The sequence below is a fragment of the Sorangium sp. So ce693 genome (assembly GCF_051521375.1).
Taxonomy (GTDB): Bacteria; Myxococcota_A; Polyangia; order Polyangiales; family Polyangiaceae; genus Sorangium; species Sorangium atrum.
Map to the genome: position 1 here is coordinate 1056284 of NZ_CP150347.1, position 13862 is coordinate 1070145.

The 13862-nt window shown below is 70.7% G+C and carries 11 protein-coding genes; 8 read left to right on the top strand and 3 right to left on the bottom strand.

Annotated features, from left to right (window positions below; all coding sequences use genetic code 11):
- The first annotated feature begins 87 nt into the window (after window positions 1-87).
- Both WMF14_RS04025 and WMF14_RS04030 read left to right on the top strand, forming a co-directional pair.
- Window positions 88-1125, top strand: a complete 1038-nt coding sequence (locus WMF14_RS04025) for an aldo/keto reductase (protein WP_437798855.1) — start codon at window positions 88-90, stop codon at window positions 1123-1125.
- A 136-nt stretch (window positions 1126-1261) separates the two neighbouring features.
- The gene (locus tag WMF14_RS04030) at window positions 1262-2563 is read left to right on the top strand and encodes an aminotransferase class V-fold PLP-dependent enzyme (RefSeq protein WP_437798857.1); all 1302 of its coding nucleotides are present in this window, start codon (window positions 1262-1264) and stop codon (window positions 2561-2563) included.
- 54 nt (window positions 2564-2617) lie between these two features.
- Here the strand turns inward: WMF14_RS04030 and WMF14_RS04035 are convergent, their stop codons facing one another.
- Window positions 2618-3094 (bottom strand): VOC family protein, encoded by a 477-nt coding sequence (locus tag WMF14_RS04035; RefSeq protein WP_437327539.1) that lies wholly within the window; start codon window positions 3092-3094, stop codon window positions 2618-2620.
- 300 nt (window positions 3095-3394) lie between these two features.
- Between WMF14_RS04035 and WMF14_RS04040 the strand changes: the two genes are divergently transcribed.
- Window positions 3395-3841, top strand: a complete 447-nt coding sequence (locus WMF14_RS04040; RefSeq protein WP_437798858.1) for a hypothetical protein — start codon at window positions 3395-3397, stop codon at window positions 3839-3841.
- 194 nt (window positions 3842-4035) lie between these two features.
- Here the strand turns inward: WMF14_RS04040 and WMF14_RS04045 are convergent, their stop codons facing one another.
- Window positions 4036-5502, bottom strand: coding sequence for a hypothetical protein (locus tag WMF14_RS04045; RefSeq protein ID WP_437798859.1), 1467 nt, complete (start codon window positions 5500-5502; stop codon window positions 4036-4038).
- Window positions 5503-6226: 724 nt separating this feature from the next.
- Window positions 6227-6538 carry a hypothetical protein gene (locus WMF14_RS04050; RefSeq protein WP_437798860.1) on the bottom strand — a complete coding sequence of 104 codons (312 nt, stop codon included), beginning with the start codon at window positions 6536-6538 and terminating at the stop codon, window positions 6227-6229.
- Between the two features lie 304 nt (window positions 6539-6842).
- Here WMF14_RS04050 and WMF14_RS04055 point away from each other — a divergent pair, with 304 nt between their 5' ends.
- The 5 genes from WMF14_RS04055 to WMF14_RS04075 all read left to right on the top strand — a co-directional run bounded on the left by WMF14_RS04055 (window position 6843) and on the right by WMF14_RS04075 (window position 13652).
- Window positions 6843-7889, top strand: coding sequence for a hypothetical protein (locus WMF14_RS04055; protein ID WP_437798862.1), 1047 nt, complete (start codon window positions 6843-6845; stop codon window positions 7887-7889).
- A gap of 105 nt (window positions 7890-7994) precedes the next feature.
- Window positions 7995-9374, top strand: a complete 1380-nt coding sequence (locus tag WMF14_RS04060) for a hypothetical protein (RefSeq protein ID WP_437798863.1) — start codon at window positions 7995-7997, stop codon at window positions 9372-9374.
- Window positions 9371-10759: a CHAT domain-containing protein gene (locus WMF14_RS04065; protein ID WP_437798865.1), complete on the top strand. Its 1389-nt coding sequence runs from the start codon at window positions 9371-9373 to the stop codon at window positions 10757-10759. The genes WMF14_RS04060 and WMF14_RS04065 overlap by 4 nt, the downstream gene beginning before the upstream one ends.
- Window positions 10756-12480 (top strand): CHAT domain-containing protein, encoded by a 1725-nt coding sequence (locus tag WMF14_RS04070; protein WP_437798866.1) that lies wholly within the window; start codon window positions 10756-10758, stop codon window positions 12478-12480. Before WMF14_RS04065 ends, WMF14_RS04070 begins: the two co-directional genes overlap by 4 nt.
- A 371-nt stretch (window positions 12481-12851) precedes the next feature.
- Complete coding sequence (locus WMF14_RS04075; protein ID WP_437798867.1) at window positions 12852-13652, top strand: hypothetical protein; 801 nt, start codon at window positions 12852-12854, stop codon at window positions 13650-13652.
- The last annotated feature ends 210 nt before the right edge of the window (window positions 13653-13862 follow it).

The window sequence follows — 13862 nt, forward strand, 5'->3', positions numbered from 1 at the left end:
TGATGTCCGTTATAAAAGAATATTTGTCCGTTATAGTGGACGTTGACGCGGGCTCGTGGTACTCGAGGGCCAACGGACGGTATAGCGATGCATTATCGACAGCTGGGTGACAGCGAGCTCCGGGTTTCGGAGCTCTGCCTTGGGACGATGACGTTCGGCGAGCAGAACACGCTCGAGGACGCCAGAGCGCAGCTCGACTACGCGTTCGACGCGGGCATCAACTTCGTCGACGCGGCCGAGATGTACCCCGTGCCGACCCGCGCCGAGACGCAGGGGCGCACGGAGAGCTACGTGGGCGAGTGGCTGAGCCAGCGGCCGCGCGACAAGGTGATCGTCGCGACGAAGATCGCGGGGCCGGGCCGCCCGATCCCGTGGGTCCGCGGCGGCTCCCTCGCGATCAACCGCGCCAACGTCCGGCGCGCGGTCGAGGACAGCCTGCGGCGCCTCAGGACCGATTACATCGATCTCTACCAGATCCACTGGCCCGATCGGTACGTGCCGCAGTTCGGCGCGAGCGCCTACGATCCGGCGAACGAGCGGTCGAGCACGCCGATCGCCGAGCAGCTCGCGGCGTTCGCGGAGGTGATCCGCGACGGCAAGGTCCGGTATTTCGGGCTCAGCAACGAGACCGCCTGGGGGGTGGCGCAGTGGAGCCGCGTCGCGGCGCAGCTCGGGCTCCCCAGGCCGGTGTCGATCCAGAACGCCTACAGCCTCGTCAACCGCACGTTCGACTCCGCGCTCGCGGAGGCCTCGCGCCGCGAGGACGTGCCGCTGCTCGCCTATAGCCCGCTCGCGTTCGGCCTGCTCACGGGCAAGCACCTGAGCGGGCCGCCGCCGGGCTCGCGCTTTGCCCGGTTCGAGTCCTTCGGCCAGCGCTACAGGAAGCCCAACGTGGATGAGGCGGTGCAGGCCTACTTCAAGCTCGCGCGCGCCCACGGCCTGAGCCCGGCGTCGCTCGCGCTCGCCTTCGTGCGCAGCCGCTGGTTCGTGGCGAGCACCATCCTCGGGGCGACCACGCTCGAGCAGCTCGAGGAGAACGTGAAGAGCGCAGGCGTTGTGCTCGACGCGGCGGTGCTCGGCGAGATCGACCAGATCCACGCCCGGTACCCGAACCCGGCGCCCTGATCCAGCTGCCCCCGGCGGCCCCGCTCGCCCGGGGCGGCGCGGTCCGACCGCTCTGTTCGCGGGAGCGCAGCGCTCCCGGCCGCGCGATGCTGCGGCGCCGGCGGGCAGCCGCCGCGCCGGCACGGAGGGGGATCAGATGATGACCAAGCTACCCAGGCGGAGCCTGCTCGCAGGCCTGCTGGCGATGGGCGCCGCGGGCTGCGCGGGCTCGGGGGCGATGACGAGCGCGGGCGCTCGCCGGAAGGCGCCGGCCGATCCGTGGCAGGGCGTCCGGGGCGAGTTCAACCTGTCGCCGGCGTGGATCCACATGACGGGCTTCCTGCTGGCCTCGCACCCGCGGCCCGTCCGCGAGGCGATCGAGAGGCTGCGGAGGGAGCTCGACGAGAACCCGGTGGACGCGCTCCACGCGCACGAAGACCTGGCGCCTGTGCGGGAGGCCGCCGCGGCGTACATGGGCGTCGGGGCCGAGGAGATCGCGCTCACGGACAGCACGACGATGGGGCTCGCGTCGATGTACCTCGGCCTGCCGCTCGAGGCCGGCGACGAGGTGCTCACGACGGTGCACGATCACTACTCCACGCACGAGTCGCTCCGGCTCGCCGCGGAGCGGACCGGCGCGGTGGTGCGAAAGATCGCGCTCTATGCGAGGGGCAGCGCGGCGACGGCGACGGCGATGGCGGGGGCGATCGAAGAGGCGCTCACCCCGGCCACGCGGGTCGTGGCCATCACGTGGGTCCACTCGAGCTCGGGCGTGAAGACGCCGGTGCGCGCCATCGCCGAGGTCGTCGCCAGGGCGAACCAGGGCCGGGCCCCGGGGGAGCGCGTCGTCTGCTGTGTGGACGGCGTGCACGGCTTCGGCGTCGAGGACGCCACGATGGCCGATCTCGGCTGCGACTTCTTCGCCGCGGGCTGTCACAAATGGATGTTCGGGCCGCGGGGCACCGGCGTGCTCTGGGGCAGGCGGGAGCTCTGGCCGACGCTGCGCCCGAGCATCCCGTCCTTCGGAAAGGCAGCATACGAAGCCTGGCTCCGGCAGCAGCCGCCGCCGCCCACGACCGCGGACATGATGACTCCCGGAGGGTTCCACTCCTTCGAGCACCGGTGGGCGCTGCCCGCGGCGTTCGCGTTCCACCGGGGCATCGGCAAGGCCAAGGTCGCGGCCCGGATCCACGCCTTGAACCGGCAGTGCAAGGAAGGGCTCAAGGGGATGGGCCACGTCACCCTGCACACGCCGCTCGACGACGCCCTCTCCGCGGGGATCGTATGCTTCGAGGTGGCGGGGATGACGCCGGAGGCCGTCGTGGGGAGGCTCCGCGAGAGGAAGATCATCGCGTCGACGTCGCCGTACGCGACCTCGTATGTCCGCGTCGCGCCGAGCCTGCTCAACTCCGAGGCGGACGTCGAGGCGGTGCTGCGCGCGATCCGCGCGCTGGCGTGAGGGGCGCGGTCCGGCGAGCCCTCGCCGGACCGCGGGTGGGCGGGAGGAGAGCGCCTATCGGGCGGCCTCCTCGATTCGCGCGATGTCGATCTTCTTCATCTGCATCATCGCCTGCATGACCCGCCCCGCCTTGGCCGGGTCCGGGTGCTGGATGAGCCGGATCAAGGCGGACGGGACGATCTGCCAGGACACACCGAACCTGTCCCTGAGCCACCCGCACTGGCTCTCGGCGCCGCCGTCGGCCGTGAGCTTGCTCCAGAGCTCGTCGACCTCCTCCTGCGTCTCGCAGGTGACGACGAGCGAGAACGTCTCGTTGAACTTCTGGTTGGCTCCGTTCAGGGCCATGAGCCGCTGGCCGTTCAGCTCGAACTCGGCCATCACGAGCGAGCCCTTGGGCCCCGGACCCGCGTCTCCCGAGCGGAGCTCCGAGAGGATCCGTGAGCCCTTGAAGATGGACAGGTAGTACTTCACCGCCTCCTCGGCGTTGTTGCTGAACCAGAGGCACGTCTTGATCTTCTGCGTGGTGGTCATGATCGGGGCTCCTGGCCGGGGTCGGGCCCGGCGGTGAGGTGAGGACGGCGGGGTCACCGCGACCGCGCTCTGCCTGGATGTCGGAGCACGTTGCGCCGGCTCGACATGGAGCCGACGATTTTTTTTCGGTCCACCGGGGCGGCTGGGTTCCAGGGTCGCCGGGGCGGCCGAGGGGGGGCGGGGCGGCAGGCCGCCGGGCGGCCGCCGTGATGCGTCGGCCGCCGCTGCGGAGCGGCGACGGGCGAGGATGAGCTCGCGGGCGGGGTGGAACGTCGTGGCGATCCGTGAGAGAGCACCCGCATGAGACACATCCTCGATGGGTCGATGGGGGTCATCCTGGCCGCGGGGCTCTGCGGCGCCGGGTGCAGGGCGTCCGCGCATGAGCCTGCCGGCACGAACGCGCCTCCTGGCGGGAACGCGCCGCCCGGCACGAACGCGCCGCCCGGCACGAACGCATCTCCCGGCACGAACATCCCTCCGACGGAAGAGCCCGCCACGCCGCCGGCAGCCGCCCCGATGGGCGAGCGGATCGTCGTGGGCAGCGATCCGTGCAAGAGCGACGCAGACTGTGTGCCCGTGTGCGCGTGCCACGCGGCCGCGTGCATCGCGAAGGCCACCGCGCCGACGTGTGATCGAGGCCTGATGTGCACGCAGGAGTGCCGGCCCGGAACGATGGATTGCGGCGGAGGCTGCCTCTGCCAGGGCGGCCGGTGCGCGGCCCGCCTGATCAACGTGCCCCCGCCCTGAGCCCCTTTGTTAACGTGGTCGTGGTCGTTAACGTGGTCGTAGACGTTAACGTGGTCATAGACGTTAACGTGGTCGTGGTCGTGGTCGTGGTCGTCAACGACAAGCCGTGAACGACCACGACCACGACCACGACCACGACCACGACCACGACCACGACCACGTTAATGTTGGTGACCGGGCGCCCAGCTCAGTCCTCAGTATTTGTAAACGTCGGCGAAGATCGAGCGACGCATGATGTCGTTCGTCGTCGTCTCACGCACCCACGCGGCGATCCCGGTCCCGTTCGGGCCGAAGCCCACTGTCGGCTCCCAGTGTTCGGCGGCGTTGTCGTCCTCCAGCGCGTGGGCCTCTGTCCATCCCTGCGCGGGCGAGAGCTCGCTGGCAAAGATCGACCGGAGGGCCGCGGCTTTCTGGGTCCACACGGCGAGCCCTCGCCCGGCCCCATCCACGGCGATCTCGGGACCGCTCACGCTATCTTCGTCGGCCGAGAGCTTGTCGGCTGGCTGGAACGTCGTCCCCGAGAAGCGCCGCGCCCAGATCGCGCAGCCGGCACCGCACTGACGGAACACCACGCCCCCGTCACCCTCCGCGTTCATCACGACGGAGTGCTCGCTCGCCCTCTGGCCCGCGGTGTCCACGCCGGTCGCTCCGGCCCACACGCCCCCTGAATAGGAATTGGCGATCACGTGTGACACCGAGGAGGTCGAGTCGCGCTGGAGGAAGACGACCATCGCGTTCCCGTTGCCGTCCATCACGACGCGTGGGCTCAGGTGGTCGAGCGTGTCGTCCGCTTCCAGCGGCTTCGGGCCTTCCGCACTGCCCTTGTGCGTCGTCAGATCGTAGGTCACCACGTTGCCCAGCACGTTGAGACGCTCGCCGTCCGACTGGTACCACGCTGTCACCACGCGCAGCGTCGTGCCCACGGTCGAGACGCCGACAGCCGTGCCGTTGCAGCTGGTCGTGCTCCCTGACACCTTCATCGGTGCTTGCCAGCCCTGTCCGCCCTCGTAGATGGCGAGGTATCCCTCACGCGCCGAGCTGTCGACGGTGTTCACGTCGATCCCCACGGCGATATGGCCGGCGGGGGTCATCGCGACCGTCGTCGAATGTTTCGAGACCCCCGAGGTGCCCTCGGCGATCGTCTCCACCGTGCCCCACCCGGCGGGCCATCCGAGCGACGCCGTGAACCGCTTGCCGAACACGGCGCCGCCCACCGAGGCCGAATACCAGACGACAACCCCGTTGCCATCGGCGTCGATGGCAACCCTGGCGTTCACGCCTCTCGTGGCCGCGTCGTTGACCTGCCGCAGCGGGTCCCAGCTGTCGCTCTTCTTGACATAGCGGCGCGCCCAGACGGTGCCCTGATCATAAAACACGAGCAGCGCGTCGCCGTTGGCCGAGACCGCGACCTGCGGAAGGAAATTCGAGATCTGGTTGGCGAGATCGTCATGACCGACGCGCTCGAACGTATCCCAGTGGGGCGGGGGGGCTTCGCCCCCGGTCCCGTCACCACCGGTCCCGTCGCCGCCCGCCCCGTCGCCGCCTGCTCCGTCCCCTCCGGTCCCATCGCCGCCTGTCGCGCTGCCGACGCTGTCCGGACGACCGCCGCCACCGCCGCTGCCCACGTCGCTCGAGCTCGACGACGACTCGAATGTTCGCACCTTCTGTCCGCAGGCCGCGACGAGGAGGAGCCCCAGAATGAAACCCAGCTTGGGCCTGGCACTCGAGCGCCCGCCGTGTCCGAATCTTTCACGCGTCATGCGCGAGGATGAGATCCGAACGCCTCGGAGATGTCAATCCCCGACCGCGCGACATGTCCCGGCTTGACGGGACACATTCGACCTCTCCGCCGCAGCGGCAGGAAAGGGTAGCAGCGCGCTCACGAGCTCACCTGCGTTGCCGCACGCTCCTCACGCGCTCGATCCGTGATCGTGACACGGGGCCTCGGAACATCGTGACTTGCCGGAGCTGCACCGGCCGAACGGCACGCGAGGCGGCGCAGGGCGGACTTCGCGACGGCGCTTGTTCCATACGTATATCCATGGATGGTCATGTTCGTTCACTCCTTCTGCGGGCAATACCCCGCGCTCACCCCGAGCGACGCGCTCGGGGCGTTGAAATGGTCGTCGCGACGGCGACTGGCCGGTAACAGGCTTCGAAGAGGCTATCGTATGTAGAGCGGTGCTCTGGCGCACCGCTCCCGTTGATCAACCGAGAAATGAACCGCCAAGGCGCCAAGGCGCCAAGACATCGAGAAAATCACAATCATCTTGGCGTCTTCTGGCGTCTCGGCGGCTTTTTCTGCTGATCCGGAGCAACCTCCCGCGGCGGTGCCACCCGCCTGCCTGGCGGCTGCGCCCGCATCCCGCGAGGAGGAGCACCGCTCTACTCGGGCTGGACGAAGCGCCTCCACGCGTCTTCGCGCTGCGCCTCTTCAGCCTGCTCGTGTTCGCCGCAGTCGATCCTCAGGTGTCGGCCCGCCATCGGCGCGTCGACGAAAGCACAGTGGTGGGGCAGCGCCCCTTCATGCGCGTTCGGCCGGAAGTACTTGCAGGTGACGCACATGCGGCTCACCGGGATATGCCCGCTGAGCTGCAAGGAACGGATGATCTTCACGACCCCGGCCAGGAACGCCTCTTGCTCCAACGTCGAGAGCGCGCCCACCGCGGACACGATGGCGTCGGGCAGCGTCGTCACTTTCTGCGCGAGCGCGCGCCCCTGCGTCCTAAGTTGTCAAGGGAGGCCCGCGGTGATCCGCGCCGGGTCGCCGAGGACCGGGCGAACGCTCGTCCAGCACGAGGTCGAAGGCCACGGCCCCCGAACTGGACCCATCGCCTCGCACGGCCGCGCGACGTCCCCCTGTGGACCCGATCGACCGCTGGAAGCGGGCATGGAGGAGCGCGCGCTCCTGCGGCAGCCTGCCGGGGTCATCCGGCGTGATCGTCGGAGATCGGAGGCGGCGCGCGGCACGCCGCCCGACGTGCGCTCATCCAACGAGCTCATGGCAGGACCGGAGCCAGCGAAGCCGTTCAGGGGAGCCATCCGGACCTCGGTGTCGACATCGACGGACGGGCTGGTCGCAGGACAGGAGTTCTCCCTCTTCGTCACGGTGCAGAACCCGTTCGAGGCGCCGCTCTCGCTGTGCCGCGTGAGCACGAGCCTGCCCGCCGAGCTCATCGATGTCGACCGGCAGTGGACAGAGCAGCGGATCGCGAGGCTCGAGGACCGACTCGCCGTGATCGAGGGCGCCGCGCGGGCGCTCGCGCCGGGCGGCGACACCCTCGGCTCGCGGCTGCGCCGCGCCGTCCGGCGGCTGCTGCGGCGCCGCCCGCCCGGGCGCGGCGAGGCGCCGAGGGCGCCCGCGATCGCGCGCGATCTCCGCGGAGCAGGCGGCGAGGCCGCGCTCGCGGCGCTCCACCCGCCGCTCCGGCACAGCGCGGGCCTCCGGGGCCGGGGACCCACGGCGGGCGCGTGGAACGAGGACGGCGAGGAGGGGAGCACCGCGCCCGAGGGGCTCCTCGGCGACGACGCAGGCGCGGTCCGGGACGCCATCCTGTCGTCGGGGGCCCCGGATCCTCCCACGGTGCTCCAGGCCGGGAACTCGACGGCGCGGAGCTTCACCGTGCGATCGCGGCGCACGCTGTGGTTCCGCACCGCGTCGTACCGGTTGCTCATCGAGGTCGAGTACGAGATCGACGGCGCGAGCAACGTCGACACCATCGAGCACGTCCTCAAGGTGAGCTCGTCGCTGGCGAGCATGATCTGCGGCGCCGTGCTCGGGGGCGTCGGGGGCTGGTTCGCCGCGCGGGGCGGCGCCGCGCCGCTCGACGTGGAGGCCGGCTTCAGCCTCGCCGTGTCGCTCGTCCTGGTCGTGATGGCGGTCGTCCTGCTCGCGCGCAAGAGGGACGTGCAGCCCATCGTCGCGATCGAGGATTTCTGGGGCGGTGTCGCCGTCGGGTTCTTGATCGCCTATTCAGGACCGAGGCTCTTCGCGGGGCTCTTCGGTCTGCCCGCGCCGGCGCAGCCCGCGTCGAGCGCCCTCATCTGACAGCGATGCTGCCGAGCTCGCGCGACGCCGGGAGAGTCGGGAGAACGGAAGCGCAGGCTTTACATCCCGCCCTGCGCCGTTAAGCACACATGGAGAGGAGGGGCCGTGTCCACTCTGCGTGCCAGGGCGACCGCCGAGCTCCAGTGTCGGATCGACGTGCTCCCGCGCGACGTCGCGCGGTTCGAGGCGGCCGCCGCGGCGAACACGCGAGGTTTCGGGATCCACAAGAGCCAGGTGCTGGCGCTGAAGATCCTCATGAACGAGCTGATCCAGCGCCAGAGAGGCATCCTGGAGCGGCTCGGAGCGGACCTGTCCGACGCCGACTTCGCGGATGGCTTCGGCAAGCTCCTCGTCGAGATCGCGGGCGCGCACGGGGTGTGGAACATCTTTTCTCAGACGCTCGCGCAGCGGGAGCAGCCGGCGCTCGCCCCCCCGCTCGACGCGGCCGACCTCGTGGCCGCCGAGTGTTACCAGGCGTGCATGAACACGGCGCGCAACTGGGGCCTCGTCCCCCGCGAGGGGATGCGCGAGCCGCCGCTGGTCTGCCTGGAGGCGCACTACGGGCCGGTCGCCGTGAGCCGCCAGAACCCGCTCCGCGCCCTCCGCAGCTCGCTCCGGAGCTACCGCGACCTCCGGCTGCCGATACCGATCGTGCTCCTGCCGGCCGATCAGACCGAGTGCGCCTGGCTCCTTGTCATGCTCTGCCACGAGGTCGGCCACAACGTCGATCAGGATCTGGCGCTCTCGAGCGAGCTGACCAGGGCGCTGCTCCTCGGCACCGACGGGGAGATCCCGTCCGACCGGCAGGAGATCTGGTTCGGCTGGACCCGGGAGATCCTCGCCGACGCGATCGGTGTCCTCCTCGGCAACGCCGGCTTCGCGCTGGCGCTCGCGTCGCTGCAACTCCTGCTCGCGCCCGGGAGCCAGCAAGGCGAGCTTGACCGGCGCGATCCTCACCCGCACCCGATGATCCGCGTCCCGCTGCTCGCCGCGCTGCTGCGGCGGCTCGGGGTCGCGGCGCTCGCCGGCGCGGCCGACCAGGTAGAGCAGGACTGGCGGGCGCTGCCCGCGCCGGCCTGGGTCGCGCCGTTCCTCGGCGACCTCGGCGCGATCGCGGGCACGTTCCTGGAGAGGAAGCTGGACGCGCTCGGCGGTCGCGCGCTCAGGGAGCTCCACCCGGACGTCGCGGCCGACGTGAAGCGGGCAGACGCGCTCGCGCGCTTTCTCAGGAGCGGTGAGCTCCGCCCGGCGCCGGACAAACCCTCGTATTTCCCCTACCGCCTCGTGCCGGTCGCGGCGCAGCTCGCGGTCGCCTCGGCGCCGTCGCCGGTCGAGCTCGGCGCCGTCCAGCGGCGAACGATGGAGTTCTTCGCCGCGATCCCGCGGCCGCCGATGCTGGCGGGCGCGGCGTCGCTGTCCCCGCAGCGCGCCGCGTCCTATGCGCGGATCGCGCGGTCGGTCGACTTCGCCGGAGATTGCGGATGACCACGAGGCCGAGCGCGCAGCTCTCTCGATATCCAGAGATCCTCGTCCGCATCGCCCCGGTCCGCCCCGCGGAGCCGGTCACGCCGCGCGCGATCGGCCGCCGCGTGTGCCGGCGCTACCACGCGTGGATCTACACGAAGCTCGATATCTCCTCTCTGCTGCTCGGGGACCCCGGCGCGGTCGAGCCGGGCGGCGCGTCGCCGCTGCCCGAGATGGCGGGGCTGCCGCTCATCGGCCATGAAGAGATCTCCGTCACCTGGCTCAGCTACGCCGAGTATCTGAGCATGTTTTACGAGGGCGAGGAGGCCCTGCTCGAGCTGCGGCGCCGCCTCATCGGGTCGATCTCCCGCGGGCTCCGGGCGATCCTGCGGCTCCGGCCGCACGCGCCCCGGCGGCTGCGCATCTGGTGGTCGACCGAAACGCCCGAGCTCGACGAGCTTCCCTGGGAGATCCTCCTCCACGGCGAGCACCGCCCGCCGCGCCTCTCGATCGTGCGCGGGATCCCGGGGCGGGTCGTGCCGCCGCTCTCCCTGCGGGAGGGACAGCCGCTGCGCGTCGCCGTGGTCGACCCGACCGGCGGCGCGCCCGCCTCGCTCTCCGAGGCGCTGGAGGGCCTGGGCTCCGGCATCGAGGTCGCCTGGATCGAGGAGGACGACGCGCGCAAAGCGCTCTCCGCGGCGATCCAGGCGGGATTCGAGGTGATCCACGTGGTGGCCGACGGCATGGTGCCGCTCGGCCTGGAGGGCCTCCTCGAGTTCTCGGGGGACGAGGACGACACGCTCTCCTCCCTGGAGCTCACTGCCATGCTGCGCGGGTCGAGCGCCACGATCCTCTCGCTCACCCCGCCGGAGACTCCCCGCGTGGGCCACGGCGGCATGCCCGCCGTGTACCACGCGTTCGCGCACTTCGGTCATCAAAGCGGCGATGGCCCCACGATCGCCGCCCAGCTCGGTCCCATGCATCCCCGCGTGCACCGCGAGTTCTGGCGCGCGTTCTACGAGCGCCTCGCGGCGTCGCTCGACGTGGAGGACGCGATGATGGCTGCGTCGCAGCGCCCCCTCCTGACGCCCGTCGTCCTGTTCCTCCGGCACCGCGGCGGCCGGCAGTTCACCCGGCAGGGCGACGAGGCGCGGCGCTCTCCCACGTGGCCGACGTTCGGCGCGGGGCAGACCCCGGAGGACGACGTGCCGCTCACGCCGGCGCAGGTGACCGCCGATCTCTCGTGCTCCCGCGACCTGCTCGGCGCGGCGAAGATGCTGGAGGCCCACTACGCGTCGTTCGGGATCGAGTTCCCGGGCAAGGGCCTCATCGAGCGCGAGGGCCAGCGGCAGGCCGCCCTCGACGAGGCGCTCGAGCAATTCCTGTCCGAGGACACGGAGCCATGAGAAACCCCGAGTTCGTCGTCGACATCGAGCCTGGAGGGGGCTCGCACCTGCGGCTGTGCGTCCATGCCTGCCACCTCGCGCCCATCGATGACGAGCTCGAACGGCCCTTTCCGAGCCTCCCGCCCGCGGACCTCGACGAGCTGCGGAGCGGCCACGGGTCGGAGCAGATGACCGAGTCCCTGGCCGAGCAGGTCACCGGCTGGCTGCTCCAGAACGATCTCCGCGGCCACCTGGGCACCGCGGTGAACGCGGCGACTCAGCCCTTCCGGATCGTCTTCCGGCCGCACCCGGCGGTGCTTCCGTACCTGCACGACGTCCCCTTCGAGCTGCTCAAGCTCGACGCCGACCCGCTCGCGCTGCACCCCTGGGTACGGGGGATCGTCCACTCGTACAAGCGCCACCGCGGGGTGACCGCGCCGCCGACGCTGCGCTGGAGCTGGCCTTTCCGCGTGCTCCTGGTCCGCACGAACCCGAAGGACCTCGGCGGGGACGTGCCGCCCGTGCTGCCCATCCGCGATCGCGTCGTCGCGATCGCGCGCGGGTGCGGGCTCGCCGACGTCGTGCAGGTCACGGTGCTGAGCAGCGAGGCGGGCGCAGGCGGGCCCGTCACCTACGATGCCTTCCGCGCCGAGCTGCGCAAGGTGCGCTACAATCTCCTCGTTTACATGGGGCACGGCGACCTCCAGGAGGTCGGGTTCGAGGGGTTCCCCCCGATCGGCGTCCTCCTGTTCGAGCTCGACGGCAGCGATTTCGCCAACCCGATCCGCGCCGATCAGCTCCGGAGCGAGCTCCTGAACCGGCCCGTGCCGGTCGTGGTGCTCGCGGGCTGCATGACCGCAGCGGGCGAGGCGCTGCGCGAGCGGCTACCGCAGTGGATGCGCGGCAACCAGAACGTGGCGCACTCGCTGATCCACGGCGAATCCGGCGTCCAGTGCGCGATCGGGATGAGTCACCGGCTGGAGGCGGTGGACGCCGAGCGCTTCCTCCAGGCGTTCGTCCTCAGCCTGTTCAAGCAGAGCCCTGGCGACGTCGAACGGGCCGTGCGGGCGGGGCGCGAGGAGATGTTCGCGCAGAAGCCGTATCCGCCCAGCTGGTCGGCGCCCGTCCTCTTCCGCGCGGCGAACGTGGAGCCGCTGTTCGACTTCCTGTGCACCGCGCCGACCGCGTTCGACCCGCTCGATGAGTACGACCAGGCGCTGCGAGAGAAGGCCTGGAAGGCGCGGAGCCAGCTGCCGGCGACGCTGCCCCCGGAGACGCGACAATTCTCGAGCTTGATGCTCGATACGGTGGAATCGGGGTTCCTCGACCGCAGGCGGCAGGGGGGGGCCACCCTGGTGTGGCCCGCGCGGAACGAGGCGAAGCCCGGCGATACCGTGACGGTGTCTGTCCAGCAGATGGGGCCGGTCTCCGTGTCGCGCCTGGAAGGACGGCTGTCCTTCGCCGAGGCGATCACGGTGCGGGCAGCCCGGCCGGCGTCGGCGCTCAAGGCTGCGGGGCTGCGCGCGTTCTTCGCCCTGGATCAACCGGGCGAGGTGCGGTTCGTCGCGTCCGCCCCTTCCGGAGAGCCGGTGACGCTCGGCGCTGGTCCGCTGTTCGAGGTCGACCTGACGCTGCCCGGCGCGTTCCCCGCCGTGTACGAGTTGCGGGTTGACGCGCTCGCATCCGAACCGAGGTTGTTCATGTGCGGCTGGAACAATGCGATCGTCGTGCCGCTGCCCTGAGGCCGCGCCGGGGTCGATATGAAAGCGATCAGGCCGGAGGAGCCGGCGCAACCCTCGTTGCTGGAGGCTCACCCCGAGCTGCGGGCGCTCCTTGACCGGTCCGAGCTCTTCCGCCGTACCGAGGAGCGCTATCGCATCGAGATCGAAGGTCAAACGTTCTACCTCGTGCGGGGGGACACGCTCGGCTCGCGCGAGGAGCTGCTCATCGACGCGCTCGTCCGCGGCTCCGCGCCCGAGAGCGCCGACCCGCTCAGCCGCGCGCTCTTCCTTGAGCTGCCCGGACACCTTCAGGAGGTGATCCGCGGCCTCACGCGATCGGAACCACAACCATCACCCAAGAGCCCGGGTGCTCCGGGCCAAGGAGAATCGCCATGGCCATCACCGATCCGGCCATCGCGCAGAAGGTAGGGGAGCTCAAGACGAGGCTCCCCACGTTCGAGCTCGATGGGAAGCTGATGTATGTCGCGGAGGGCGACCTCCTGCTGGAAGAGGATCAGCTCGCCGACTACGTGCCTCACGCCGCCAACGTGGAGCCGCCGAACCTGGACGCCGGCCCCGGAGGGGAGGGGCTGGTCGGCATCCTGCAGGACGGCAGGCCGCTGCGCTGGCGTCCGGGGTTCGTGATCACGTACTGCGTGCTCAGGGCGACCTTCCGGGACGAGAGCCAGTACGCGACGGTGCGCGCCAACATGCTGACGGCCACGCGCGACTGGGAGGAGACCTGCGGCGTGTCGTTCCGCCACGTGGCCGAGCTCGACGGGAGCACGAGCCGCCCCGCAGAGGTCGTGTTCCCGGTGCGGCTCAACCTCTCCGGCGGGGCTTTCATCGCCGCGTCCTTCTTCCCGAACGACCCGGTCGGGAGAAGGCAGCTCCTGATCAATCCCTCCTATTTCTCGCCCTCGCTCGGGTTCAACCCCGTCGGCGTGCTCCGGCACGAGCTGGGTCACGTCCTCGGCTTCCGGCATGAGCACATCCGGAGCGGCGCTCCGCCCGCCTGCCCCCGGGAGGACATGTCGCAGACCATCGACCTCACGGCCTACGATCCCAGGTCGGTGATGCACTATTTCTGCGGCGGCGTGGGGAACCCCGAGCTCGAGATCACCGAGGTCGACGTGCAGGGGTCGCAGCGGGTGTACGGCATGCCGCTCTCCAGCTTCCGCCTGGTGGCTTGAAGGCCGGGGCGCGCACCGGCGTGGCGCCGGCATCGCCTCTGAGCTCCTGAGCGGCGCCGGCCTCGTCCGGTGAGGTGCCCTCTCCAGCGCGGCTGCCTGCGCCGCGTCGACCCCACGCGACCGCAAGCGAACGCGCCCTGGCCCCGGCTCGCCGACTCAAGCCTCCAGGCCGCGATGCTCTCGATGGCTCAGGCGCGATCGCGCGGGGCG

Excerpts from the sequence above, each read along its gene's own strand:
- WMF14_RS04070 (WP_437798866.1), top strand. The coding sequence starts at position 10,756 with ATGAGAAACCCCGAGTTCGTCGTCGACATCGAGCCTGGAGGGGGCTCG.
- WMF14_RS04025 (WP_437798855.1), top strand. The coding sequence starts at position 88 with ATGCATTATCGACAGCTGGGTGACAGCGAGCTCCGGGTTTCGGAGCTC.
- WMF14_RS04035 (WP_437327539.1), bottom strand. The coding sequence starts at position 3,094 with ATGACCACCACGCAGAAGATCAAGACGTGCCTCTGGTTCAGCAACAAC.
- WMF14_RS04075 (WP_437798867.1), top strand. The coding sequence starts at position 12,852 with ATGGCCATCACCGATCCGGCCATCGCGCAGAAGGTAGGGGAGCTCAAG.
- WMF14_RS04030 (WP_437798857.1), top strand. The coding sequence starts at position 1,262 with ATGATGACCAAGCTACCCAGGCGGAGCCTGCTCGCAGGCCTGCTGGCG.
- WMF14_RS04055 (WP_437798862.1), top strand. The coding sequence starts at position 6,843 with ATGGCAGGACCGGAGCCAGCGAAGCCGTTCAGGGGAGCCATCCGGACC.
- WMF14_RS04065 (WP_437798865.1), top strand. The coding sequence starts at position 9,371 with ATGACCACGAGGCCGAGCGCGCAGCTCTCTCGATATCCAGAGATCCTC.
- WMF14_RS04040 (WP_437798858.1), top strand. The coding sequence starts at position 3,395 with ATGAGACACATCCTCGATGGGTCGATGGGGGTCATCCTGGCCGCGGGG.